Origin of the sequence: Anaeromyxobacter soli, assembly GCF_022808855.1 — a bacterium.
GTDB lineage: Bacteria > Myxococcota > Myxococcia > Myxococcales > Anaeromyxobacteraceae > Anaeromyxobacter > Anaeromyxobacter soli.
Genome location: NZ_JAKZLF010000051.1, coordinates 1 through 24,023, shown reverse-complemented (window position 1 = coordinate 24,023; position 24,023 = coordinate 1). Strand labels below are relative to the sequence as shown.

Sequence of the window (24,023 nt, the reverse complement as noted above, 5' to 3'; positions counted from 1 at the left end):
TGGGGCCCGCGCCGAGCATCGCTCGGCGGGGCGGGGGCGCAGCCCCCGTTAGAAATGAGCCGTGGGGTACCGCTCTGCGGGCGCGACGAGCGCGGCCATCCGGAGCGCGTACTCCGGGCCGCGCGCCGCGTCCTCGTGCTTGAAGAACACGAACGCCTCGTCCCAGCGCTGCGCGAGCACGCGCTCCGCCCAGCCCGCGAGCTCGGCGTCGCCGTAGGTGGTGCGGCGCAGGCGCAGGTAGCCGAAGGACGCGGTCGCCTCGAGCGGCGTGGTCGCGTCGTCCGTGTCGGCGATGCAAAGCGCCGCGCCCGCGTCGGCGAGCGTCCGGCGGACGTCCTCCGCCTGCCAGCTCTCGTGGCGGAACTCGAACGCGATGCGCGCGCCTGGCGGGACGAGCTCGAGGAGGTCGCGCAGACGCGCCACGTCCCGCTCGAACGTGGGAGGGAGCTGGAACAGGACCGGGCCGAGCGAAGGACCGAGCTCCACCGCGGCGCGGAAGAAGCGCGACACCTCCTCGCCGACGCCCTCGATCCGCTTCTGGTGCGTGATGCGCCGCGAGGCCTTGAGCGCGAACGTGAACCCGGCGGGGACCTGGGCGCGCCAGAGCGCGAGGGTGGACGCGACCGGCATCCGGTAGAACGTGGCGTTCACCTCGACGGTCTCGAGCCGGGTGGCGTAATGGCCGAGGAACCCGCGCGCCGGGAGCGCGGGAGGGTAGAAGCGCCCCTTCCAGGCGGGGTAGCTCCACCCGCTCGTTCCGGTGCGCACGCGCATCGCTCTCCGATACGCAGGGATGAGCGCCCCCGCCGCCCCTCGCGACGGGACGGCTCCCTCGGAGCAGCGTCCTGGCGAGCAGGCGCCCGATCGCCGCGGGGGGCGGGTGGCGGCTGGACCCTCGGTAGGTCCCCCCCGAAACGCTCGACACCGGGCCGGAGCCGGTGCAGCTTTCTTCGGATCTCCGCCTTCCAGCGGTTCGGGGGCTCGCGCCGGACGGCGCCGGCCCGCGGTCGCGTCACCACTCCCCGGAGCAACACACGTGCAGGGTCCCGACCTCTCGCCCATCCAGCGTCTCGTCCTCGCCTTCTATGCCTTCTTCGCCATCCTCTTCCAGGCCGACGTGGCGGCCGCGTTCTACCGCGTGCGCGAGGCGCGCCGAGCCGGCGCGCCGCTGCCCGAGCCGACTCCGGGGACGCCGCCGCGGGTGACGGAGCTGCCGAGCGCGCCCGCCGCGCCACCGCCCGCGCCCGCGGGCGCACCGCCGCAGGCGAAGGCGACGGCCCCGGCGCCGGCGGCGAAGCCCGTCGAGCTGCCGAAGACCGTCGAGCCGCCCAGGCCGGCCGAACCGCCGAAGGGCGTCGAGGCGCCGAAGCCCGTCGCAACGGCGAAGCCCGTAGAGGCCCCGAGGCCGGCGGAGGGCGCGAAGGTGGCGCCCGAGGCGGCGAAGCCGGCCGCCCCCGCGGTGGTGAAGGCCCCCGAGCCGGTCCGCGCGGTCGCCGCGCCCGTTGCGCCCGCTGCGCCCGATCCTCGCGGTGCGCTCCAGCTCCTCGCGGTGCTCCAGCGAGAGGGCCGCCTCGTGGACTTCATCGAGGAGGATCTCTCCGGCTTCCCCGACGCCTCGATCGGCGCCGCGGCGCGCACCGTTCACGCCGGGTGCAAGCGGGCCATCGAGGAGTACTTCCGCCTCGAGCCCGTGTTCCGGGAGCCCGAGGGCGCGCGCGTCACCGTCGCTGCCGGGTTCGATCCCGCCGCGATCCGGCTGACGGGCAACGTCGTGGGCGCCGCGCCGTTCCAGGGCGCGCTCCGCCACCACGGCTGGCGCGCCCGCGAGGTGCGGCTCCCGCTCGCGAAGGATGGGGGCGATCCGACGCTGGTCGCCCCCGCCGAGGTCGAGCTGTGACCCTCGCGGTCGGCATCGACCTCGGCACGACCCACACCGCGCTCGCGCACCGGCCGCTCGACGGCGACGGCCCCGTCGAGGTGTTCGAGATCCCTCAGCTCGTCCGGCCGGGCGACGTGCGCCCCCGCTCGCTCCTCCCCTCGTTCCTGTACCTCCCCCACGCAGAGGAGCTGCCCGAGGGCGCGACGCGCCTGCCGTGGACGCCCGAGCCTCCGGAGTTCGCCGTGGGCGAGCTCGCGCGCAGCCTCGGGGCGCAGACGCCCATCCGGCTCGTGTCGTCCGCGAAGAGCTGGCTGTCCCACGCGGGCGTCGACCGGCGCTCCGCGACGCTCCCGGCGGGCGCGCCGCCGGAGGTGCCGCGCGTGTCCCCGCTCGACGCGTCGGCGCGCTACCTCGCGCACCTGCGCGACGCGTGGGATCACGCGGTCGCGCAGGGTGATCCGGCGCGGGCGCTCGCCGCGCAGCGGGTGACGCTCACGGTGCCGGCCTCGTTCGACGCCGTGGCGCGCGAGCTGACCGTCGAGGCGGCGCGCCAGGCGGGGCTGCCGGACGTGGTGCTCCTCGAGGAGCCGCAGGCCGCCCTCTACGCGTGGGTCGAGGCGATGGGCGACCGCTGGCGCGAGGCGGTGCACCCGGGCGACCTCGTCCTCGTGGTGGACCTCGGCGGCGGCACGACCGACTTCAGCCTCATCGCCGTGGTCGATCGCGGCGGGGACCTCGGGCTCGAGCGCGTGGCGGTCGGCGACCACATCCTGCTCGGCGGCGACAACATGGACCTCGCCCTGGCGCACGCGCTCTCGGAGAAGCTCGCGCGCGAGGGCCGCAAGCTCGACCGCTGGCAGCTCGTCGCGCTCACGCACGGCGCCCGCCAGGCGAAGGAGGCGCTCTTCGGCGACGAGAGCCTCGCGGCGGCGCCGGTCGCCGTGCCGGGCCGCGGCTCCTCGCTCGTGGGGGGCGCGCTCCGGACCGAGCTCACGCGCGCGGAGCTCGTCGACGTCCTCGTGGACGGGTTCTTCCCGCGGGTGGACGTCTCGGCTGCCCCCGTGGCGGCGCGGCGCGTGGGGCTCACCACCCTCGGGCTCCCCTACGCCGCCGATCCGGCGGTGACCCGGCACCTCGCGGCGTTCCTGACGCGCCACCGCGCCGGCCTCGCGGGCGCGAGCGCCCCGGTGCCGCTCGCCGGCGAGGCGTTCCTGCACCCCACCGCGATCCTCTTCAACGGCGGCGTGATGAAGGCGGAGCCGCTCGTCGGGCGCCTCCTCGAGGTCGTCGGCGGGTGGCTCGCCGGTGAGCGCGCGCCGCCGCCGCGGGTGCTGCCGGCGGCGGATCCCGATCTCGCGGTGGCGAAGGGCGCGGCGACCTACGGCCGCGTGCGCGCCGGCCACGGCATCCGCATCCGCGGCGGCACCGCCCGGGCGTACTACGTCGGCGTCGAGGCGGCGACGCCCGCGGTGCCGGGGCACGCGCCTCCCATCCGCGCGGTGTGCCTCGCGCCGATGGGCATGGAGGAGGGGACGACCGCCGATCTGCCGGGCGAGGAGATGGGCCTCGTCGTGGGCGAGCCGGTGCAGTTCCGGCTCTTCGGCTCCTCGAGCCGCCGCGAGGACCGGCCGGGCGACGCGGTCGAGGACGAGACGGAGCTGGAGGAGGGGACGCCGGTCGAGACGACGCTGCCGCCCGACGGGCGCGCGGCGGGGGAGGTCGTCCCGGTCCGGCTCCGCGCCCACGTGACCGAGATCGGCACCCTCGAGCTCGAGTGCGTGGACCGCGGCGGCAAGGCCTGGCGCCTCGAGTGGAACCTGCGCAAGGCGCCGGAGGGCGCGAGCGTGGCGGAGGCGGGCGCGCCGGCGTGAGGCGATGGCGGAGGCGCGCTACCTCGTCGGCGTCGACCTCGGCACGGTGAACTCCGCGCTCGCCGCGGTGGATCTCGCGCGGGAGGGCGACCTCGCGGACGCGGTCGAGCCGTTCGCGATCCCGCAGCTCGTCGCGCCCGGCGAGGTCCGGGAGCGCCGCCTCTTGCCTTCGTGCGCCTACCTGCCGGGCCCGGAGCTCGCGCCGGAGGCGACGCGGCTCCCGTGGGGCGAGCGTCCGGTGGTGGTGGGCGAGCTCGCGCGCGAGCAGGGCGCGCGGGTGCCGGGCCGGCTCGTCACCTCCGCGAAGAGCTGGCTCGCGAACCCGCGCGCCGATCGGACCGCGCCCATCCTCCCCTGGGGAGCGCCCGAGGGCGTGCCGCGCCTCTCCCCGGTGCAGGCGTCGGCGCTCTACCTCGGCCACCTGCGCGACGCGTGGGATCACGGCCACCCGGGCGCGCCGCTCGCCGCGCAGGAGCTGGTCCTCGCCGTCCCGGCCTCCTTCGACGAGGTCGCGCGCGAGCTCACCCTCTCCGCCGCGCGCGCGGCCGGGCTGCCGCGCGTCGTGCTCGTCGAGGAGCCGTCGGCGGCGTTCCACGACTGGGCGAGCCGCCACCGCGCCGCCCTGGCGGCCGCGGGCGCGGGCGAGCTCGCCGGCGAGGTGCGCCCCATCGCCCGCGGCGGGATCGTCCTCGTGGTGGACGTCGGCGGCGGCACGACCGACCTCACGCTCGTGCGCGCGGAGCTCCAGGGCGGGCGCCCGGTCTTCACCCGGCTGGCCGTGGGAGATCACCTCCTGCTCGGCGGCGACAACGTGGACCTCGCGCTCGCGCGCGCCGTGGAGGCGCGCCTCGGCGAGCGGCTCGACGCGAGCCGGTTCGCCTCGCTCGTGCACGCCTGCCGCCTCGCGAAGGAGCGGCTCATGACGGAGGGCGGCCCGGAGGCGCTCCCGATCGCGGTGGTGGGCCGCGGCAGCCGGCTCGTCGCGAGCGCTGTGTCCGCGGAGGTCACGCGCGAGGAGGTGCGGCGCGTCTTCCTCGACGGGTTCCTGCCTCGGACGGGCGCGGAGGAGCGGCCTCGCCGGGCGCCGCGCACCGCCGGCCTCGCCGAGCTGGGGCTGCCCTACGAGCCGGAGCCGGCCATCCCCCGGCACGTCGCCGCCTTCCTCGCCGCGCACGCCGCAGAGGCGGGCGCGAAGGGGGGGCTCGCGCGGCCCGACGCGATCCTCGTGAACGGCGGGGTCTTCACGCCGCGCGAGGCGCGCGATCGCCTCGCCGCGATCGTCTCCTCCTGGTTCCCGGGCGCGCCGCCGGTGACGGTGCTCGCGAGCCCCGCGCTCGACCTCGCGGTCGCCCGCGGCGCCGCCTACGCCGCCCTCGTCCGGCGCGGCATCGGCCTGCGCATCGGCGGCGGCAGCCCGCGGGCGTTCTACGTCGGGATCGCCGCGCCGGAGGGCGAGCGCGCGCTGTGCGTCGTGCCGCGCCACCTGGAGGAGGGGCCGCGGGTCGCGGTCCCGCGGCCGTTCGCGCTCGCGCTGGGGCGGCCGGTGCGCTTCCCGCTCTTCGCCTCCGCCCGCGCGCGGCTCGAGCGCCCGGGCGACGTGGTCGAGGTCTCGGACGACCTCGTCCCGCTGCCGCCGGTCGAGACGGTGCTCCGCGCCGAGGGGTCGGCGGCGGGCGAGGTGCCGGTGAGGCTCGAGGCGGCGCTGACCGAGATCGGCACGCTCGAGCTGTGGTGCGCGGCGACCGACCGCGACGCGCGCTGGAAGCTCGAGTTCTCGCTGCGGGCGCTCCGCCAGGCCGAGGACGAGCGGGAGGGCGGCGCGGGCCAGGCGAGGAGCGAGGTGGGGCAGGCGCCTCGCAAGCTGGAGGAGGCGCGCGCCCAGGTCGAGCTCTTCTACGGGAAGCGGGCGGCCGTCGAGAAGAAGGAGGTGAAGGGGCTGCCGCGCGCGCTCGAGAAGCTGCTCGGGCCGCGCGAGGCGTGGTCCACGCCGCTCGTCCGCGAGCTCTGGGCGGCGCTGCACGCGGGCCGGGCGCGCCGGCGGCGGAGCGCCGACCACGAGCGGGTCTGGCTGCAGCTCACCGGCTATTGCCTGCGCCCGGGCTTCGGCGCACCGCTCGATCCCTGGCGCGCCGGCGAGACCTGGAGCGTCTGGGCCGAGGGCCTGCAGTACCAGGCCGACCCGCGGGCCTGGGCAGCGTGGTGGGTCATGTGGCGGCGCATCTCGGGAGGCTTCGACGCCGTCGCCCAGGAGCGGCTCTTCGACGCGGTCGCGCCGTTCGTCCGGCCGCGCGACCCGCGCAAGCCGCCGCCGAAGGTGGCGGGCGTGAAGCCGGAGGCGGTGGACGAGATGATCCGGCTCCTGGGCGCGCTCGAGCGGGTGGAGCCTCGCCGAAAGGTCGAGGCAGGGGAGTGGCTCCTCGCGCGCGTCGAGGCGGAGGGGCCGGCGCCGCACCTCCTCTGGTCCGTCGGGCGGCTCGGCGCGCGCGTGCCGTTCCACGCGAGCGCGCACCTCGCGGTGCCCGCCGAGGCCGCCGCCGCGTGGACCGCCCGGCTCCTCGCGCTCCCGGTCCCGCGCCGCGAGCTCGTGTTCCCGCTCGCGCAGCTCGCCCGACGCAGCGGCGATCGCGTGCGCGACGTGCCCGAGGAGCTCCGCGCCCGCGTGCTCGCGGCCCTCGCCGAAGGCGGCGCGCCGGCGGAGACGTCGCGCGCGGTCCGCGAGGTCGCGGAGGCCACCGAGGAGGAGGAGCAGCGGATCTTCGGCGAGAGCCTCCCGGCGGGGCTGCGGCTCGTCGAAGCCGGCGCCTCCGAGGAGCAGGCGCCGGGCGTGACGTAGGGGGCGGGCGTCGCCCGGTCGGGCTCGCGGTCGCGAGTATTCCCGGAGGCGCGCGTCCGATCGGGTTCACGCGGAGCGCATCGGCCCCGCGCGGGGGGATTGAGTCCGCTGCCGTCTCCCATGTCACACTGCCCGGACGCTGCTTCGCGGCAGCGCCTCGGTGAGTCGCCAGGACTCGCGCGCAAACCTTCCCAGGAGAGAACACGTGAACGGACACAAGCTCTGCGGTGCAGTCGTGGCCGCGGTCCTCGCAGCAGCCGGTCCGGGCCTGGCGTCGGCGGCCCAGGCGGAGGGCCGCTACATCGTCGCCTTCAGACCGGGCAGCGCGGCCGGAGCGAACGCGGCGCTGCGCGCGGCGGGGGCGCGGGTGGTGCTGTCGCTCGGGCCCCAGAACGCGGCCGCCGCGGTGATCCCCGATCGCGCCGTGGACGCGCTCGGCCGGAACCCGAACATCGAGTACATCGAGGTGGACGCGACCCGCGAGCCGTACGCGCTCTGGAACGACGTCGCGACGGGGAACGAGACCCTGCCGTACGGGATCCAGATGGTGCAGGCGAACCTCGTCACCTCGGCGAGCGCCGCGAGCCGCAAGGTCTGCATCATCGACTCGGGCTACTCCTGGCAGCACGAGGATCTGAAGGACCCGACGACGGGCGCGGTGACCGCGAACACGACCGACACGGGCTCGGGGAGCTGGGACAAGGACAGCTGCGGCCACGGCTCGCACGTCGCCGGGACGATCTCCGCGATCGCCGGAAACGTGGGCGTCGTGGGCGCGAACCCGGGCGTCCTGCTCCACATCGTGAAGGTGTTCGGTGACAACGCGCTCGTCGACGGCGGCAACTGCGGCTGGACCTACTCCTCGACGCTCGTCGACGCGCTCAACAAGTGCGTGGCCGCCGGCGCCAACGTGGTGAGCATGAGCCTCGGCGGCGGCGGCCGCAGCCGTACCGAGGATCGCGCGTTCGCGACCGCCTACAAGCAGGGCGTGCTCAGCATCGCGGCGGCGGGGAACGCCGGGAACAACACGACGTCCTACCCTGCGGGCTACGACTCCGTGATGTCGGTCGCGGCGGTGGACGCGAACGAGACGCATGCGAGCTTCTCCCAGACGAATCGCGACGTGGAGATCGCCGCGCCGGGCGTGGCGGTCCTCTCCACGGTCCCGTGGTACGACCGGAACTCGCTCGCGGCCGACGGCGTCGCCTGGTTCGGGGGGCGCATCGAGGGCGCCGCCCGCACGACCGGCGTCTCGGGTGGCGTCGTGGACGGCGGGCAGTGCACGGCGTCCGGCGCGTGGGCGGGCCGGGTCGTGCTGTGCCAGCGGGGCACCAACTCCTTCGCCGACAAGGTGAGCAAGGTCCAGGCCGGCGGCGGCGTCGCGGCCGCCATCTACAACAACGTCGCGAGCGACGCGACCTGCGGGGTCTTCAGCGGCACGCTCGGCACGGGCGTCACCTCCAGCCTCCCGGCGATCACCCTGAGCTGTCAGGACGGCGCCGCCGCCCTCGGGCACGCCGGCTCGAGCGGGCTCCTCGTGAGCAGCTTCGAGGCGCCCTCGAGCGGCTACGAGGCCTGGGACGGCACCTCGATGGCCACGCCGCACGTCTCCGCGGTGGCCGCGCTCGTGTGGAGCTGCAACCCGACGTGGAAGGCGGCGGATATCCGCAACGCGCTCGACGCGACCGCGAAGGACGTCGGCGCCGCCGGGCGCGACACGAGCTACGGCTACGGCATCGTCCAGGCGAAGGCCGCGCTCGTGAGCCTGGGGCTCGGGAGCTGTCAGGTGAGATAGCCTCGCCTCGCGAGGCGAGATCGGATCGAAGGGGCCACGCGCGCTGCCGCGTGGCCCCTTCTTCGTTCGGGCCGGATCCTCGGGCGACGAGCGCCGGGGGCGTTCCCGAACCTCTCGGAGGTGCACGTGCACTCGCGCCCCCCGGCCCCGGCGCGACCTCGGGAGGCCCGCCGGCGACGCACCCCGCGCGCGGCCCTCCCGTGGCGGGACCTCGCGATGGCAGGCGGCCGGGCACGGCCCGCCTTAGCTTTCCAGCAAGGCGCGCTCCGTCGCGCCGCCTCGCCGCCGGATGCCCCGCCTCCTCATCGTCTCCAATCGCCTGCCCGTGACCGTCAAGGCCGAGGACGGCGCGGTGTCCGTCGCGCCCAGCACGGGCGGGCTCGCCACCGGCATGAGCGGCCCGCACGAGCGGCTCGGCGGGCTCTGGATCGGGTGGCCCGGGGACCTGACGGGGCTCTCGGCAGACGGGCGCGCGGAGGTGGAGCGGCGGCTCGCCGAGCTCCGCCTCGCCCCCGTGGCGCTCTCCCCCGAGGAGGTCGCGCGCTACTACGAGGGCTACTCGAACGGCGTCCTCTGGCCGCTCTTCCACTACTCGGTCGCGCGCCTCCCGCAGGAGGTGCGCGACTTCGACGTCTACGAGGCGGTGAACGCGCGGTTCGCCGACGCCGTCGCCGCGCACCACCGGCCGGGCGATCTGGTCTGGATCCACGACTACCAGCTCATGCTCGTGCCCCGGCTCCTGCGCGAGCGGATCCCGGACGCGCGGATCGGCTTCTTCCTCCACATCCCGTTCCCGTCCTCGGAGATCTTCCGCGTGCTGCCGCAGCGCGAGCGAATCCTCGAGGGGTTGCTCGGCGCGGACCTCGTCGGCTTCCACACCGCCACGTACCTGCGCCACTTCGCGTCGTCGGTGCTGCGCCTGCTCGGCGCCGCGAGCGAGGTGGACCGGATCCCCTGGGGCGAGCGCGAGGTGCGGCTCGGGGTCTTCCCCATGGGCATCGACGCGGCGCAGCTGGCGGAGCTCGCGGAGACCCCGGAGGTGCGGGCCGTCGCGCACGCGCACCGGGTGCCCGGCGAGCAGCTCCTCGTCGGCGTGGACCGGCTCGACTACTCGAAGGGCATCCCGCGCCGCCTGCTCGCGTTCGAGGCGATGCTGCGCGCGCACCCCGAGCTGCGCGAGCGCGTCCGGCTCGTGCAGGTCGCCGTCCCCTCGCGCGAGAACGTCGAGGCCTACCGCGAGTACCGCGACGAGGTGGACGCGCTCGTCGGGCGCATCCACGGCGAGTTCGCCACGCCCGCCTGGTCCCCCATCCACTACCTGTACCGGGGGCTCTCCCAGGCCGAGATCGTCGCCCTCTACCGGGCGGCGGACGCGGTGCTCGTGACCCCGCTGCGCGACGGGATGAACCTGGTCGCGAAGGAGTTCGTCGCCTCGCGGCCCGACGGCGACGGCGTCCTCGTCCTCTCGGAGCTCGCCGGCGCCGCCGCCGAGCTCGCGGAGGCGCTCCTCGTGAACCCCTACGACGTCCAGCAGACGGCGGCCGCCTTCCACCGCGCGCTGACGCTGCCCGAGGAGGAGCGCAGGACGCGCATGGCTGCCCTGCGCCAGCGGGTGTTCGGCTACGACGTCCACGCCTGGACTCGCGCGTTCCTGGCGCGCCTGGAGCGGGTCGGCACGCCGGGCGAGGCGCTCGCGCTCTCGCCGCCGCAGGCGGTCCGGTCGCTCGTGGAGCGCGCCCGGGCGGCGCCGCGGCTGGCGCTGCTCCTCGACTACGACGGCACGCTCGTCCCGTTCGCGCCGACGCCGGAGCTCGCCGCGCCGGACGGCGCGCTGCTCGATCTGCTCCGTCGCCTGGCGGCGCGGCCGCGGACCCAGGTGGACGTCGTGAGCGGCCGCACGCGCGGCACGCTCCAGCGCTGGCTCGGCGCGCTCCCGCTGGGTCTCCACGCCGAGCACGGGTTCTGGTCGCGCGCGGCCGGCGGCGAGTGGCAGGGCGCCGAGGTGCCGGCCGTCGCCTGGCGCGAGCCCGTGCTCGCCGTCCTGCGGGAGTTCGCGGAGCGGACGCCCGGCTCCGTGGTCGAGGAGAAGACCGTCGGGGTCGCGTGGCACTACCGCACCGCCGATCCCGAGTACGCCGCCGCCCAGGCGAAGGAGCTCACGCTGGACCTCCGGACGCTCCTCGCGAACGTGCCGGTCGAGATCCTCCCCGGAGACAAGGTCATCGAGGTGCGGCCCCAGGGGATCCACAAGGGCCGCGCGGTCACCGCCGCGATCGGGCGCGCGGGCCCGGAGGCGCTCGTGGTCGCGCTGGGGGACGACCGGACCGACGAGGATCTCTTCGCGGCGCTGCCGCCGGGGAGCGCGGCCGTCCACGTGGGTCCCGGGCCCAGCCGGGCGCCGCTCAGGATCGCCGACTTCCGGGCGGCGCGGGCGCTGCTCTCGGACATCGCCGACGCGCGCTGACTCGCGGGTATGATGCTGCGGCATGCTCCGCATCAGCTGGCCGCTCGCCTTGCTCGTCGCCGCCGTCATCGCGATCGTCGCGCGGAAGCCGCGGCTGTTCGTGCCGGTCGCGGTCGTGTTCCTCGTCTGGTTCCTCGTCGAGTCCGCGGCGAGCCGGCGCGGACGCTCTCGCCGGCGCTGACGGCTCGCCCGGGGATGCCGGCCACAACCTCCCGGGCCGTCCTGCGCCTCGTCGAGGGGTGCGTCCGGGCGCACGCCGGCAAGCGCGGCGGCCGGGCGATCCGCTCCAGGGTGCGGGGCGCCGGCCCGGGCCGAGCGCGACCCCGGCGGGCGCGGATGACCAGATTTCCGGTGCGTCGAGGGGGGGTGCGCCGTGCGTCTGCCGGGAAAGGGAATGAGCTGGAAGGAGTTCGGGAAGGGTCTCGCGGCCGAGCTGTCGAAGGACCAGGTCACGGACATCGCCGCGACGGTCACGTACTACGGGGTGCTGTCGCTGTTTCCCTTCGTGCTGTTCCTCGTCGCGCTCGCGAGCCTCGTCATCCAGCCGTCGGACGCCGAGCGCATGGTGCAGGAGCTCGGGCGCGTGGCGCCCGGTCCGGTGACGCAGATCATCAGCGATCGGATCCGCGAGCTCGGCCAGCAGCAGAACGTCACCCTGCTCGGCTTCGGCGCCGTCGCCGCCGTCTGGGCCGCGTCGGGCGGCGTCACCGCGCTCATGCGCGCGCTGAACACCGCCTACGACGTGAAGGAGGGGCGGCCGTTCTGGAAGGTGCGCGGCCTCGCGATCCTCATGACGCTCGTGTCGGGCGCCCTCGCGCTCGTCGCCGCGCTGGTGGCGGTCGCAGCGGCGCCGCTCGCGGAGTGGCTCGGCGGGCCGATCGGCACCGCCATCACCTGGCTGCGCCTGCCGGTGGCGGGCCTCCTCATGATGCTGCTCTGGGCGCTGGCCTACTACGTGCTGCCCGACGTCGAGCAGAAGTTCCGGTTCATCACCCCGGGCTCGGTGTTCGGCGTGGTCGTGTGGGTGCTCGCCTCCTGGGGCTTCTCGAAGTACGTGACGAGCTTCGGCAGCTACGACAAGACGTACGGCCCGCTCGCCGGCGTCATCGTGCTCCTGCTCTGGATGTGGATCTCCGCGCTCGTGATGCTCGTCGGCGCGGAGGCGAACGCCCTCATCGAGCACCGCTCGCCGGAGGGCAAGCGGCAGGGCGCGAAGCGGAAGTCCGACACGGGCACGACGCCGGCCGCCGTCCTCCCGGGCAAGGAGCCCATCCCGACCGGCGCCGCCCCCGGGGCGGCCGCGGCGGCCGGGGTCGCGCCGACCGCCGAGGGCGCGCTCGCCCGGGGTGGGGTCACGGCGCCGGCCTACGCACGCGGGGGTCCGCCGCAGGATCGTCCGCGCCTGCGAGGAGTCCTGGCGATCGCCACCGGCTTCGCGGCCGGGGTGCTGCTGGCGCGCCGTCCGTCCTGACGAGCCGCTGCGCGGACCGGTGGAGGTGCGCTCCGCGCCCGCAGCGCGTACGATCCGCCCGTGAAGACGGCCCGGCCCCGCCTCGGCGTCTCCTCCTGCCTGCTCGGCCGGAAGGTCCGCTACGACGGCCAGCACAAGCGCGACGCGTTCCTCGTGGACGTCCTCGGCGACTTCGTCGAGTGGGTGCCCGTCTGCCCCGAGCTGGAGGTCGGCATGGCTGTGCCGCGCGAGCCGATCCGGCTCGTGGGGGCCGCCTCCTCGCCGCGCCTCGTCGCGGAGCGGAGCGGCGAGGACCATACGGCGGCGATGCGGCGCTTCGCCGAGGCGCGCGTCGCGGAGCTCGCGGGGCTCGACCTCGCCGGGTTCGTCACCAAGAAGGACTCGCCCTCGTGCGGCATGGAGCGCGTGCGCGTCTACCCGGCGGCGGGCGGCGCGCCTCGACGCGACGGCGTCGGCGCGTTCGCGCGCGTGCTCCTCGAGCGGCTGCCGCTCCTGCCGGTGGAGGAGGAGGGGCGGCTCAACGACCCGGCGCTCCGCGAGAGCTTCGTCGAGCGGATCTTCGCCTTCACCCGCTGGAAGGCGGCGGTCGCGGCCGGGATGCGGCGCCGGGAGCTCGTCGCCTTCCACACCGCTCACAAGCTCGCGCTGCTCGCCCACAGCCCCGCCGCCTACCGCCGGCTCGGCGCGCTCGTCGCGGGCCAGGCGAAGGCCTCCGGAGCGGCGGTCGTGGAAGCCTACGGGCGCGGCTTCATGGACGCCCTGCGGGTGCCGGCGACGCGCGGCCGGCACGTGAACGTGCTCCAGCACATGCTCGGCTACTTCCGCGACGCGCTCGAGAAGGACGACCGCAAGGAGCTCGAGGACGTCGTCCACGATTACGCGCGCGGCCTCGTCCCGCTCGTCGTCCCGCAGACGCTCATCCGTCACCACGTGCGCCGGCAGGGGGTCGCGTACCTCGCCGGCCAGACCTACCTCGATCCGGATCCGAAGGAGCTCATGCTCCGGAACCGGGTCTGAACGCCGTGGCCGTCCCCCTGGAGCGCGTCCGCGCCGTCAACGCCGCCCCCGTCCGGCGCGAGCGGACGCTCGTGCTCTACTGGATGACGGTCGCCCGACGCGTGCGCTTCAACCCCGCGCTCGAGCGCGCGGTGGAGCTCGCCCGCGAGCTCGGCAAGCCCGTCGCCGTCCTCGAGGCGCTCAGCGCCGGTTACCCGTACGCGAGCGATCGGCTGCACGCGTTCGTGATGCAGGGCATGGCGGACAACGCCGAGAGGGTCGCCGGGCGCGCGCTCCACCACGCCTACGTCGAGGGCGCGGCGGGGGAGGGGGTGGGCCTCCTCGAGGCGCTCGCCGCGCGCGCGTGCGTCGTCGTCACGGACGACTTCCCGACCTCCTTCCTCCCTCGCATGCTCGCCGCGGCCGCGGAGGGGCTCGACGTGCGCCTCGAGGCGGTGGACGGAAGCTGCATCGTTCCGTTCCGGCTCGCCGGCAAGGACTTCCCGACCGCTCGGGCGTACCGGCGTCACCTGCAGCGGCTCCTCCCGACGTGGCTGGACCGGCTCCCCGTGGCAGACCCGCTCGCGCGGACCGGCCTTCCGTTGCTCGCCGCCCTCCCCAGGGCCATCACCGCGCGCTGGCCGGCGGCGGACCTCGAGGTGCTCGCGCGGCCGGAGCGCACGCTCCGGGCGCTGCCCATCGATCACCACGTCTCCCGGGCCGCCGCGCGCGGTGGCGCCCGCGCCGCTGGCGACCGCCTCGCGCGCTGGCTCCGCGACGGGCTGCCCCGCTACGCGGAGGGCCGCAACGATCCCGACGAGGAGGGCGTCACGAGCGGGCTCTCCCCCTGGCTTCACTTCGGGCACCTGTCCTCCTTCGAGGTGCTGGGAGCGGTGCTGCGGCGCGAGGGCTGGACGCCGGCGCTGCTCGCGCCGGCCGCGACGGGCGGGCGCGCGGGGTACTGGGGCGTGTCCGAGGCGGCGGAGGCGTTCCTCGATCAGCTCGTCACCTGGCGCGAGCTGGGGTTCGCGACCTGCGCCGCGCGCCCGGATCACCGCGAGTACTCCTCGCTCCCGGAGTGGGCGCGGTCGACCCTCGCCTCGCACGCGAGCGATCCGCGCCCGCGACTCTACGGCCCCGAGGTCCTCGCCGCCGCCGAGACGCACGATCCGCTGTGGAACGCGGCGCAGCGCCAGCTCCGGACCGAGGGGATCATCCACAACGCGCTGCGTATGCTGTGGGGAAAGAAGATCCTCGAGTGGTCGCCCACGCCGCGCGCTGCCCTCGCGGTCGCGCTCGAGCTGAACGATCGCCTTGCGCTCGACGGTCGCGATCCGAACTCGGCGTCGGGGGTGCTGTGGTGCTTCGGCCGCTACGACCGGCCCTGGGGACCCGAGCGGCCGATCTTCGGGAAGGTCCGGTACATGTCGAGCGAGCGCAGCGCGAGGAAATGGGCGGTCACGCGCTACCTCGCTCGCCACGGGCCCGGGTGAGGCATGCGCGCCGCGGTCCGGGATCGCAGAGTTCCCGTGTGAGCGGGCCTGCGAAGATCGATGGGGGATCGGTCCTCGTCACCGGCGCCACCGGGTTCGTCGGGCGGGCGCTCGTCCCCGCGCTCCTCGCGTCCGGGATCGCCGTCCGCGCGACGACCCGCTCCCGCCCGGTCGATCGCACCCCGGGAGTCGAGTGGGTGCGCGCGGACGTGATGCGGCCGGCGGACCTCCCGGCAGTCCTGCGCGGCGTCGGCGCGGCGTACTTCCTCGTCCACGGCATGGGGAGCGGGCGTGAAGACTACGTCGAGGCGGAGCGGCGGTCCGCCGCCGCGTTCGCGCGCGAGGCCGAGCACGCGGGCGTCGGCCGGATCGTCTACCTCGGCGGCGTCGCGCCGCGTGGCCGCCCATCGAGGCACCTGGCGAGCCGGCTCGCGGTGGGCGAGATCCTGCGCGCCGGCCGTGTGCCGGCGCTCGAGCTCCGCGCATCCATGATCGTCGGCCCGGGCAGCGCCTCCTGGCGGATCGTGCGGGACCTGGCGATGCGGCTCCCGGTGATGGTGCTGCCGGCCTGGGCCCGGTCGAGGTCCTGCCCGATCGCGGTGGAGGACGTGGTCCGGGCGCTCGTCGCCGCGCTCGACGTACCGCTCCCCGAGAGCGCCTGGTACGACCTCCCGGGCCCCGAGGTGCTCTCGGTGCGCGAGATCCTCGAGCGCGTCGCGGCCCTGCGCGGCCGCGCGCTGCCGGCCATCGATGCGCCGCTCCCGCATCCGCGGATCTCCGCGCTGTGGCTCAAGCTCGTCTCGGACGCGCCCTGGGAGGTGGTGCGCGAGCTCGTGCAGGGGCTCTCGCACGATCTCCTCCCGCGCGACGATCGCTACTGGGCGCTCGCGTCGCTCCCGCCCCGCACGCGGTTCGAGGACGCCGCGCGGCGGGCGCTCGCGACGGACGCGGGGCGGCGCCCTCGGGGCGCGCGCGGGTGGGTCGTCTCCGCCGAGGAGGCCCTCGTCGACCGCCTCGCGCCCCGGCAACGCCGGCTCGCCGCGCCGGCCGCCGCCGCCCCTCCCACCCCGCATCCGCGTCGGGGCTGACCCGATGCCTCGCGACGGCTCACCTGCGAGCGTCGCCGTGACCGCCGGCGAGGTGCTCCGCGCCCGGAGGGAGGACATCCTGCGCGCGTGGGAGGCGGCGGCGCGCGCGCTCCCCGGCGCGCGCGGGCTCGACCGCGCCGCGCTGCGGGACGACGTCCCGTCGATCCTGGATCGAGTCGCCGCGGAGCTCGCGGGCGGCGAACCCGAGGGCGATCCCCGCGAGCACGGCCGCAGCCGCGCCGCGCAGGGCGTGGACGTCGAGACGGTGATCGCGGAGCTGTCCGCGCTGCGCGGCTGCATCGTGCGCGCCTGGGCGGACGCGGGCGCGCTGGCGGTGGAGCCGCTCGCGGCGCTCGAGCGGGCGCTGCACGAGGCCGTCACCGAGGCGGCGCGATCCGCGGCGGAGGTGCGGGAGCGGTTCTTCGCCTCTCGCGCGCAGGAGCTCGCGCTGCTGTCCCGGGTGAGCGACGAGCTCGCCGCCGAGCCGGAGCTCACGGCCCGGCTCGAGCGGGCGACGGAGCTCGCGGTGCCGGACTTCTCCGACTGGTGCGCCCTCGTGCTCCTCGAGCCGGGCCCGCGGCTCGAGCGCGTCGCCGTGTACACGGCCGATCCCGACCGCCGCGCGCTCGCCCGCGAGGTGCTGGAGCGGTACCCGATCGACCTCGAGGCGCCGCGGGGGCTCGGGCGCGTCCTGCGGGAGGGCACGACGGAGCTCGTGGAGGACGCGGACCCGAGCTTCCCCGAGCGCGTGGGCGCCACCGCGGAGGGGCGGGCGATGCTCGAGCGGCTCGGCATCCGCTCCTACCTGGCGGTGCCGCTGCGCGGGCCGGCGGGTGTGATCGGCGCGTTCGCCTTCGGGATGTCGACCTCCGGCCGGCGCCTCGACCAGCGCTCCGTCCCGATCGCGCTCGAGCTGGCCCGGCGCGCCGCGCTCGCCATCGAGAACGCCCGGCTGCTCGAGGCGGCGCGGCGCGAGACGCGCGCGCGCGAGCAGATCCTCGCGGTGGTATCGCACGATCTCCGGACGCCGCTCTCCGCGATCAGCATGAGCGCTCACCGCCTGAAGGTCATCGCCGCCACGGCCTCGCCCGAGGCGGTGCGCTCGATCGCGGAGGTCGTCCGCAGGTCCGCCGGCCGGATGGAGCGGCTCATCGGGGATCTGCTGGACGTGGCCGCCATCCAGGCGGGTCGCCTCTCCGTCGCGCCGGCGCCCCAGCGCCCCGGCGAGCTCGTGCGCGAGGCGGTCGAGTCCATGCAGGCCGTCGTCCGCGAGCACGGGGTCGAGCTCGACGTCGACGCCGCTCCGGACCTCCCGCTCGTCCGCGCGGATCACGATCGCGTCCTGCAGGTCATCGGGAACCTCGTCTCGAACGCGGTGAAGGTGACGCGCGCGGGCGGGAGGATCGGGGTCCGCGCCGACGTGCAGGAGGCGGCGGTCCGGTTCGCCGTCGCGGACACCGGGCCCGGCATCGCCCCCGACCAGCTCGGGGAGATCTTCGAGCCGTACCGCCGGGGCGCAGACGCGGCGTACCGCGGGACGGGCCTCGGCCTCGCGATCTCGCGCGCGATCGTGGAGGCGCACGGCGGGAGGATCGGCGTCGAGAGCCGGCTCGGCGCGGGGAGCCTCTTCTGGTTCACCCTGCCGGTGGCGGGCCCTCCGCGCGGCGCCGCGTGACGCGGCCCGCGGCCCGGCGCGGCGCCGCGGGTCCGCGCGCAGCCCTCGTGATCACACGGGCGGGGCGAGCGAGGCGACCAGGACGCTCCACGTCGCGTGGCTCACGATGGCCGGCACGAGGCTGCCGCGCCACGCGGCGAGCGCGCCCCAGAGCGCGTAGGTCGGGAGCGTCGCGAGGGCGAGGAACGGCTCGCCGCTCACGAGCGCGACCACCACCGCGAGCGCGGTCGCGAGCGCCACCGCCCGGCCCGCGCCGAGCCGCGCCGAGAGCCGGGCCTGCACGACCCCTCGCCAGAACAGCTCCTCGGCGGGTGCGACGAGCAAGAGGAGCGCGAGCGCCGGGAAGAGCGCGCGCGTCTCGAACCGGACGTACATCTCGACGAGGGGTCTGCAGAGCGCCTCGGAGAGGCCGCCGCACGTCACCCAGAGAAACGCACGCGTGAGCCCGTACAGCAGCGCGCCGGTCCCGAGCCCGAGCATGACGTCCGCGGCGCGCGGCCGCAGGCGCGCGGAGAGGCCGGGCGGCGCGGCGGTCGCGGAGAGGGCGATCCAGGCGACGCTGAAGGGCGCCGCGATCCTGAAGAAGTCGGGCGGGCTCCAGGCGACGAGCCCGGCCCACAGCGCGGTCGCGGCCGACGCCGCGATCACGTGCCAGGGGCGCGGCGACGTCGCTCGCTCCGTGCTATGGGACACGCACCGACATTACCGCCGAAGTTCGACGCGCGGAAAGGAAGGGATCTCATGGCCACGATGTCGTCCGTGAACCCCGCCACGGGCGAGGTGCTCGCCCGCTTCGACGAGCTCACCGACGCCGAGCTCGAGGCGAAGCTCGCGCGGGCCGCCGACACGTTCCGGAGCTGGCGCCTCCGGCCGCTCGCGGAGCGCGCGGCGCTCATGACCCGCGCGGCCGACGTGCTCGACCGTCGCAAGGATCACTGGGCGCGGACGATGACGCTCGAGATGGGCAAGACGCTCCGCTCGGCCGTCGGCGAGGCGGAGAAGTGCGCCTGGGTCTGCCGCTATTACGCCGAGAACGCGGAGCGCTTCCTCGCCGACGAGGAGGTGAAGGCCGCCGCGACGCGGTCCTTCGTCCGCTTCCTCCCGATCGGCCCGGTCCTGGCGGTCATGCCGTGGAACTTCCCGTTCTGGCAGGTCTTTCGGTTCGCCGCGCCCGCGCTCATGGCCGGCAACGTCGGGCTCCTCAAGCACGCCTCGAACGTGCCGCAGTGCTCGCTCGCGATCGAGGAGGTCTTTCGCGAGGCAGGCTTCCCGGAGGGCGCGTTCCAGGCGCTCCTCGTCGGCTCCTCCCGCGTCGCGCGCATCGTCGAGGACGACCGCGTCGCGGCCGCGACCCTGACCGGCAGCGAGGCGGCGGGGGCGGCGGTCGCCTCGACCGCGGGGCGAGTCATCAAGAAGACCGTGCTCGAGCTCGGCGGGAGCGATCCCTTCGTGGTCATGCCGAGCGCGAACCTCGAGCACGCGGTCGCGACCGCCGTGACCGCGCGGACCATCAACAACGGTCAGTCCTGCATCGCCGCGAAGCGCTTCATCGTCCACGACGCCGTCTTCGATCGCTTCGCGCAGGCGTTCGTCGCCCGCATGGCGGAGCTGAAGGTGGGCGACCCGATGGAGCCGGGAACGGACGTCGGGCCGCTCTCGAGCCAGGCGGAGCGCGACAAGCTCGTCGCGCAGGTGGCCGCGGCGGTGAAGGCCGGCGCGCGCGTGCTCGTCGGCGGGGCGCCGCTCGCGCGCCGGGGCGCCTACTATCCGCCCACCGTCATCACGGGCATCCCGCCGTCGTCGCCCGCCTACCGCGAGGAGATCTTCGGGCCGGTCGCGGCGCTGTACCGCGTGCGGAGCGTGGACGAGGCGATCGCCGTCGCGAACGACGTCCCGTTCGGCCTCGGCTCGAGCGTGTGGACGAACGACGCCGAGGAGCGCCGCCGGTTCATCGACGACCTCGCGGCGGGCGCGACCTTCGTGAACGCGATGGTCGCCTCCGACCCGCGCCTCCCCTTCGGCGGCGTGAAGCGCTCCGGCTACGGCCGCGAGCTCGCGCGCGAGGGCATCCGCGAGTTCGTGAACGTGAAGGCGGTGGTGGTACAGGAGGATCCGGCGCACCCCGTCTCGAGCGGCGAGGCGATGGAGTAGTCGCTCCGGCCGCTCATCCGTCCGAGCTCGCCCCCTCGATCCGGAACACCGGCGGGTCGATCCGTGTGCTGCGGCACCTCGGGCAGGCCCCCGGGCGCGCGAGGCGCGAGCGGTCCTCGAACACGAAGCCGCAGGCGACGCAGGTCGCGGGCTCGACGACGAGCTTCTCCCCGCGGTGCTCGAGCGACCGCGCCAGGTGGGCGAGGTGCTCGGCGACGTCACGCTCGCGCAGCCCCACGTCCATCGACAGCTCCTTCGCCGTGGCGGGGCCCGCGCGGAGCGCGCGGCGCAGCGCGTCGCGGAGGGTCGCGGCGCGGGGCGGGGGGCCCGAGGAGGGGAGCGGGTCGCGGGGCATGGGAATGCCAGCGTAGCAGGCGCGAGGAGGGGTCGAGAGGGGAGCGTCGTCGCGCGCTCAGCCTGCGCCCCCGTCCGCGGCCGGCCCGGTGAGCAGCGCGAGCTCCTCCGCCCCCGGCTCCTCCGCGACGAGGTCCACCCCGTGCCGCGCGAGGCGACGCGCCGCGGCCGCGGCGCGCGGGCCGCGCCCGTGATCGAGGCACCACTGGGCATGGGACACGAGGAGCGCGAGCTCGAGGGTGCGGCCGAGGGTGAGCGAGAACCGGCGGGCGCCCGCCTCGAGGGCGGGGCCTGCCGCGGCGCCGAGCCAGGCGCGGGCGTGCTCGAGGGCGGCGCGGCCTGCCTCCACCGCGGGTCGGAGCGCGGGATCCCGGGCCGCCTCGAGGTGCCCGACGATCTCCGCCGTCAGGGCCTCCGGGACGCCCTCGCCGGCGAGCGCGCGCAGGACGTCGAGCGCGAGCACGTTCGTGGTCCCCTCCCACACCGGGAGCACCTGGGCGTCGCGGAGGAGCCGCGGCAGCCCCGTGTCCTCCACGTAGCCCGCACCGCCGAAGCACTCGAGCGCCTCCGAGGCGATCGCGACCGCCTGCTTCCCGGTCGTGAGCTTCGCGAGCGGCGTCAGGGCGCGCAGCGCGAGCTGCTCCGGGGGGCTCGCCGCGCCCGCCTCCGTCGCGCCGAGGAGCGCCGCCGCGCGGAACGCGAGGAGGGCCGCCCCCTCGCGCTCCGCCTCGAGGCCGGCGAGCGTGTCGGCGTGGAGCGGCTTCTGCGCGAGCGGAGCGCCGAAGGCGGTCCGGCGGCGGGCGAAGTCGCGCGCGAGCGCGAGCGCGCGCTGCATGCCGGCCACCGCGGCGATCGCGTTCCAGGTGCGGGTCACCGTGAGCATCGGCGCGATGGCGCGGACGCCGCCCGACAGCCCTGCCACGGGAACCGCGCGGGCGCCGTCGAGCGTGAGCTCCGCGGTGGGGAGCTTCCGCGTGCCGAGCTTGTCCTTCAGCCGGTTCACGAGGACTCCGTTCGTCGTCCCGTCCGCCTCGCGGGTCTCCAGGTAGAAGAGCGCGAGCCCCCGCGATCCCGCGGGCGCGCCCTCCGGCCGGGCGAGCGCGAGCGCCACCTCCGCGGTCGTCGCCGACGAGAACCACTTCGTGCCGAAGAGGCGCCAGCCGTCGCCGTCGCGGCGCGCGACGGTCTCGGTGAGGGACACGTCGGAGCCGCCGGTGCGCTCCGTCATCCACTGGCCGCTCGTCCACATGCGGTCGGGATCGCGCGAGGTGAGGCGCGGCAGCGCGCGCTCGACGAGCGCGGCGTTGCCCCCGTCGAGGAGCGCCCGCGCCGCGCCGTCGGTCATGGCGAGCGGGCAGGCATACACGTCGAGCGACGGCTCGAGCACGTGGACGAGCGCGAGCTGGTACACGCGCGACGCCGGCCCGTGGCGCCGCTCGTACGCCGCGGCGACGAGGCCGTGCCGCGCCGCGAGCGCGGCGGCCTCGCGCCAGAGCGGGGTGACCTCGATGCGGTCCACCCGCCGGCCCCACGCGTCCCAGTGCTCGACGCGCGGCTCGAGGTGCCGCTCCGCGGCCTGCTGAGCGAACAGCCGGCCCGCGGAGAGCTCGCCGAGGTGCGTGAGCTCGGGCTCGACGTCCTGGAGCGCCCCGGGGAGCGCGCGGGCGACGATCTCGCGCAGCAGCGGGTCCGCGAGGTACGCGTTCGAGAGGCGAGGTGGGTCCTGGTAGAAGGCCATGGTGAGCGGTCTGTAACGCCAGGGACGGGGAGCGGCGCGCGCCGCGCGGGCGCGCCGGGGGACAGAGCCCGATCAGGACCGCTGGCCCTCTCACGGACCTGATAATCCTGCGGCAGGTGGTGCCGCGCTCCCCCAGCAACTCGTCCGATTCCCTGGCGCAGCGCCTCGCTCGCTACGAGGAGCTGCACGCGCTCGGCGTGGCGCTCGCGGGGGCCATCACCCGGGAGGACGTCGCCGCGATCGTGCTCGAGCGCGGGCTCTCGCTCGTCGGGGCCCGCGCGGTCTCCCTCTTCCTGGAGCGGGAGCCGGAGGTGCTCGAGCTCGTCGCCTCGGTCGGGCTCTCGGAGCGCTTCCGCGACCGGTACCGGAGGGTCGGTCCGGACGCGACCGTGCCGCAGGTCGACGCCTTCCGCACCGGCGCGCCGGTGTGGCTGCGCGACCCCGCGGAGATCGCGGCCCGGTATCCGGCGGCGGCGGACCTCGCGGCGGAGGAGGGGGATCGTGCCTGGGCGTCGGTCCCGCTCGTGCTGGACCGCCGGCGGGGCGCGATCGGGCTCCGGTTCTCGCGGCCCCGCGCCTTCGACGCGGACGAGCGCGCGCTCATCGAGGCGGTGACGCAGCAGTGCGCGCAGGCGCTCGACCGGGCGCGCCTGTACGACGTCCAGCGGCAGCTCACCGAGCGCATCACCCGCCTCCAGCGCGCGACGTCGGAGCTGTCGGCGGCGGTGACGCCCGAGGAGGTCGCGGCCATCGCGCTCCGCGAGCTCATCGCGATGGGCGCGCGCGGCGGGGCGGTGCTCCACCGGGGCGCGACGGGTGAGCTCGAGCTCGTGCTGGCGCAGGGCGTCGCCGGCGCTGCGCTCGCGCGCGTGGCGGCGCCGCCACCGGAGGACGCGCCGCGCTGGATCGCGGGTCGCGAGGCGATCTCGACCGCGTCGCCGGCGCTCGGGGCTGCGCTCGATCCCGCCGGGGAGCCATGGGCGGCGGTGCCGCTGCGGGTCGAGGGCCGGGACGCCGGCGTCGTCGTCCTCGGGCTCGACGTGGCGCGCGCGCTCGGCGAGGACGCGCGCAACGACGCCCTCGCCCTCATCCAGCAGTGCGCCCAGGCCCTCGAGCGGGCGCGCGTCTTCGACGCCCAGCGGCGGCTCGCAGGCCGGCTCGCGCGCGTGCAGTCCACGGCCTCCGCGCTCTCCGGCGCCGCCACGGCCACCGACGTCGCGGAGATCGCCGCCGGCTCCATGGCGGCGATCGGCGCCGCAGGCGCGGAGCTGCACGCCCTCGACCGCGCCGACCGGCTCACGCACGTGCCGCGCGGCGGCGCGGCGCGCACGGTCTTCCCGATCGACGCGCCCACCCTGGCGGCCGAGGTGGTGCGCACCGGACGCGCGGTGTGGCTCTCGTCGCGGGCGGAGCTCGAGGCGCGCTTTCCGGCGGAGGCCGCCGATCCGGCGCGAGAGGCGCAGGGCGCCTGGGCGGCGGTGCCGCTGCTCGCGTCGGGCGAGACGCTCGGGGCGCTGACCGTGCCGTTCCCGGAGGAGCGCGCGATCGACGACGACGATCGCGCCTTCGTGCGGCTCGTCGCGTCGCCCTGCGCGGAGGCGCTGGCGCGGGCCCGGCTCTACGAGGCCGTGGCGAGGAGCCGGCTCGAGACCGAGTGGAGCGCGGGGGTGCTCGACGCGCTGTTCGGCGCGGCCCCGGTGGCGCTCGCGCTCTTCGACCGCGAGATGCGCTACACGCGCGTGAACGCGCGCCTCGAGGCGATGAACGGGGTCCCCGCGGCCGCGCACCTGGGCCGGACGCCGCTGCAGGTGCTGCCGGGCCTCCCCGGAGAGCAGCTCGCGGTCAGGTTCAGGACGGTGCTCGAGACCGGGCGGTCGATCGAGTCGGTGACGCTGGGGGAGACCCCCGCCGCGCCGGGCACGAGCCGCCGCTGGCGAGAGAGCTGGTTCCCGGTCCGCGTCGGCGGCGCGATCGTGGGCGTGGGGGTCCTCGTCGTCGAGGAGCCGTTGCGCGCCGGGTGAGCGTCGCCGCTCCCGGCGGTCTACGACGGGCGCTTCCCGGCCGGGAGCCTTCGCGGCGGGCGGAAGGCCGGGGTACTGGCGAGCGCAGGCGCAGCCGGATGAGGCTGCGCCGGAGCGAGCGGGGGGACCGGGGGGACGCGCCTCGTGCGTCCCCCCGGCATGACCGCTGGGTCCCCGTCGACGGCGGTCAGCCG

Annotated in this window: 17 protein-coding genes; 13 read left to right on the top strand and 4 right to left on the bottom strand. The window is 76.2% G+C overall.

The genetic code is table 11. The features are described 5' to 3' along the window. Positions 1-48: 48 nt before the first annotated feature. Positions 49-774 (bottom strand): DUF72 domain-containing protein, encoded by a 726-nt coding sequence (locus MLV88_RS22345; protein WP_242355324.1) that lies wholly within the window; start codon positions 772-774, stop codon positions 49-51. A gap of 262 nt (positions 775-1,036) precedes the next feature. On the opposite strand from MLV88_RS22345, the gene MLV88_RS22340 reads away from it, so the two are divergent. The 11 genes from MLV88_RS22340 to MLV88_RS22290 all read left to right on the top strand — a co-directional run bounded on the left by MLV88_RS22340 (position 1,037) and on the right by MLV88_RS22290 (position 17,565). Then, entirely contained in the window at positions 1,037-1,897 is an 861-nt protein-coding gene (locus MLV88_RS22340; protein ID WP_242338610.1) for a DUF2760 domain-containing protein, read from the top strand. Then, the gene (locus MLV88_RS22335) at positions 1,894-3,750 is read left to right on the top strand and encodes an Hsp70 family protein (RefSeq protein ID WP_242371442.1); all 1,857 of its coding nucleotides are present in this window, start codon (positions 1,894-1,896) and stop codon (positions 3,748-3,750) included. Before MLV88_RS22340 ends, MLV88_RS22335 begins: the two co-directional genes overlap by 4 nt. A gap of 4 nt (positions 3,751-3,754) precedes the next feature. Further along, positions 3,755-6,583, top strand: a complete 2,829-nt coding sequence (locus MLV88_RS22330; RefSeq protein ID WP_243338726.1) for a hsp70 family protein — start codon at positions 3,755-3,757, stop codon at positions 6,581-6,583. A 205-nt stretch (positions 6,584-6,788) separates the two neighbouring features. Further along, the gene (locus MLV88_RS22325) at positions 6,789-8,378 is read left to right on the top strand and encodes a S8 family serine peptidase (protein ID WP_243338725.1); all 1,590 of its coding nucleotides are present in this window, start codon (positions 6,789-6,791) and stop codon (positions 8,376-8,378) included. 289 nt (positions 8,379-8,667) lie between these two features. Next, positions 8,668-10,842: a bifunctional alpha,alpha-trehalose-phosphate synthase (UDP-forming)/trehalose-phosphatase gene (locus MLV88_RS22320; protein WP_243338724.1), complete on the top strand. Its 2,175-nt coding sequence runs from the start codon at positions 8,668-8,670 to the stop codon at positions 10,840-10,842. Between the two features lie 22 nt (positions 10,843-10,864). Beyond that, positions 10,865-11,023, top strand: a complete 159-nt coding sequence (locus MLV88_RS22315) for a hypothetical protein (RefSeq protein ID WP_242338619.1) — start codon at positions 10,865-10,867, stop codon at positions 11,021-11,023. 213 nt (positions 11,024-11,236) lie between these two features. Beyond that, positions 11,237-12,313 (top strand): YihY/virulence factor BrkB family protein, encoded by a 1,077-nt coding sequence (locus tag MLV88_RS22310; RefSeq protein WP_242338621.1) that lies wholly within the window; start codon positions 11,237-11,239, stop codon positions 12,311-12,313. A 60-nt stretch (positions 12,314-12,373) separates the two neighbouring features. Next, positions 12,374-13,330, top strand: coding sequence for a YbgA family protein (locus MLV88_RS24740; RefSeq protein WP_242371448.1), 957 nt, complete (start codon positions 12,374-12,376; stop codon positions 13,328-13,330). Between the two features lie 5 nt (positions 13,331-13,335). Then, positions 13,336-14,802 carry a cryptochrome/DNA photolyase family protein gene (locus MLV88_RS22300; RefSeq protein WP_243338722.1) on the top strand — a complete coding sequence of 489 codons (1,467 nt, stop codon included), beginning with the start codon at positions 13,336-13,338 and terminating at the stop codon, positions 14,800-14,802. Positions 14,803-14,840: 38 nt separating this feature from the next. Continuing rightward, positions 14,841-15,890 (top strand): NAD(P)H-binding protein, encoded by a 1,050-nt coding sequence (locus MLV88_RS22295; RefSeq protein ID WP_242361084.1) that lies wholly within the window; start codon positions 14,841-14,843, stop codon positions 15,888-15,890. Between the two features lie 37 nt (positions 15,891-15,927). After that, complete coding sequence (locus MLV88_RS22290; RefSeq protein WP_242361082.1) at positions 15,928-17,565, top strand: sensor histidine kinase; 1,638 nt, start codon at positions 15,928-15,930, stop codon at positions 17,563-17,565. Positions 17,566-17,616: 51 nt separating this feature from the next. Here MLV88_RS22290 and MLV88_RS22285 read toward each other — a convergent pair whose 3' ends face one another. Further along, positions 17,617-18,258 (bottom strand): CPBP family glutamic-type intramembrane protease, encoded by a 642-nt coding sequence (locus tag MLV88_RS22285; protein WP_242355346.1) that lies wholly within the window; start codon positions 18,256-18,258, stop codon positions 17,617-17,619. Positions 18,259-18,306: 48 nt separating this feature from the next. Here MLV88_RS22285 and MLV88_RS22280 point away from each other — a divergent pair, with 48 nt between their 5' ends. Continuing rightward, on the top strand, positions 18,307-19,716 hold the full coding sequence (locus tag MLV88_RS22280; protein ID WP_243338720.1) for an NAD-dependent succinate-semialdehyde dehydrogenase: 1,410 nt from the start codon (positions 18,307-18,309) through the stop codon (positions 19,714-19,716). 13 nt (positions 19,717-19,729) lie between these two features. Here the strand turns inward: MLV88_RS22280 and MLV88_RS22275 are convergent, their stop codons facing one another. Together MLV88_RS22275 and MLV88_RS22270 are read right to left on the bottom strand one after the other, a co-directional pair. Further along, positions 19,730-20,071 (bottom strand): transcriptional regulator, encoded by a 342-nt coding sequence (locus MLV88_RS22275; RefSeq protein WP_243338718.1) that lies wholly within the window; start codon positions 20,069-20,071, stop codon positions 19,730-19,732. A 57-nt stretch (positions 20,072-20,128) separates the two neighbouring features. Next, complete coding sequence (locus MLV88_RS22270; protein WP_243338716.1) at positions 20,129-21,808, bottom strand: acyl-CoA dehydrogenase family protein; 1,680 nt, start codon at positions 21,806-21,808, stop codon at positions 20,129-20,131. 116 nt (positions 21,809-21,924) lie between these two features. Here MLV88_RS22270 and MLV88_RS22265 point away from each other — a divergent pair, with 116 nt between their 5' ends. Further along, positions 21,925-23,829: a GAF domain-containing protein gene (locus MLV88_RS22265; protein ID WP_243338713.1), complete on the top strand. Its 1,905-nt coding sequence runs from the start codon at positions 21,925-21,927 to the stop codon at positions 23,827-23,829. Positions 23,830-24,023: the final 194 nt, after the last annotated feature.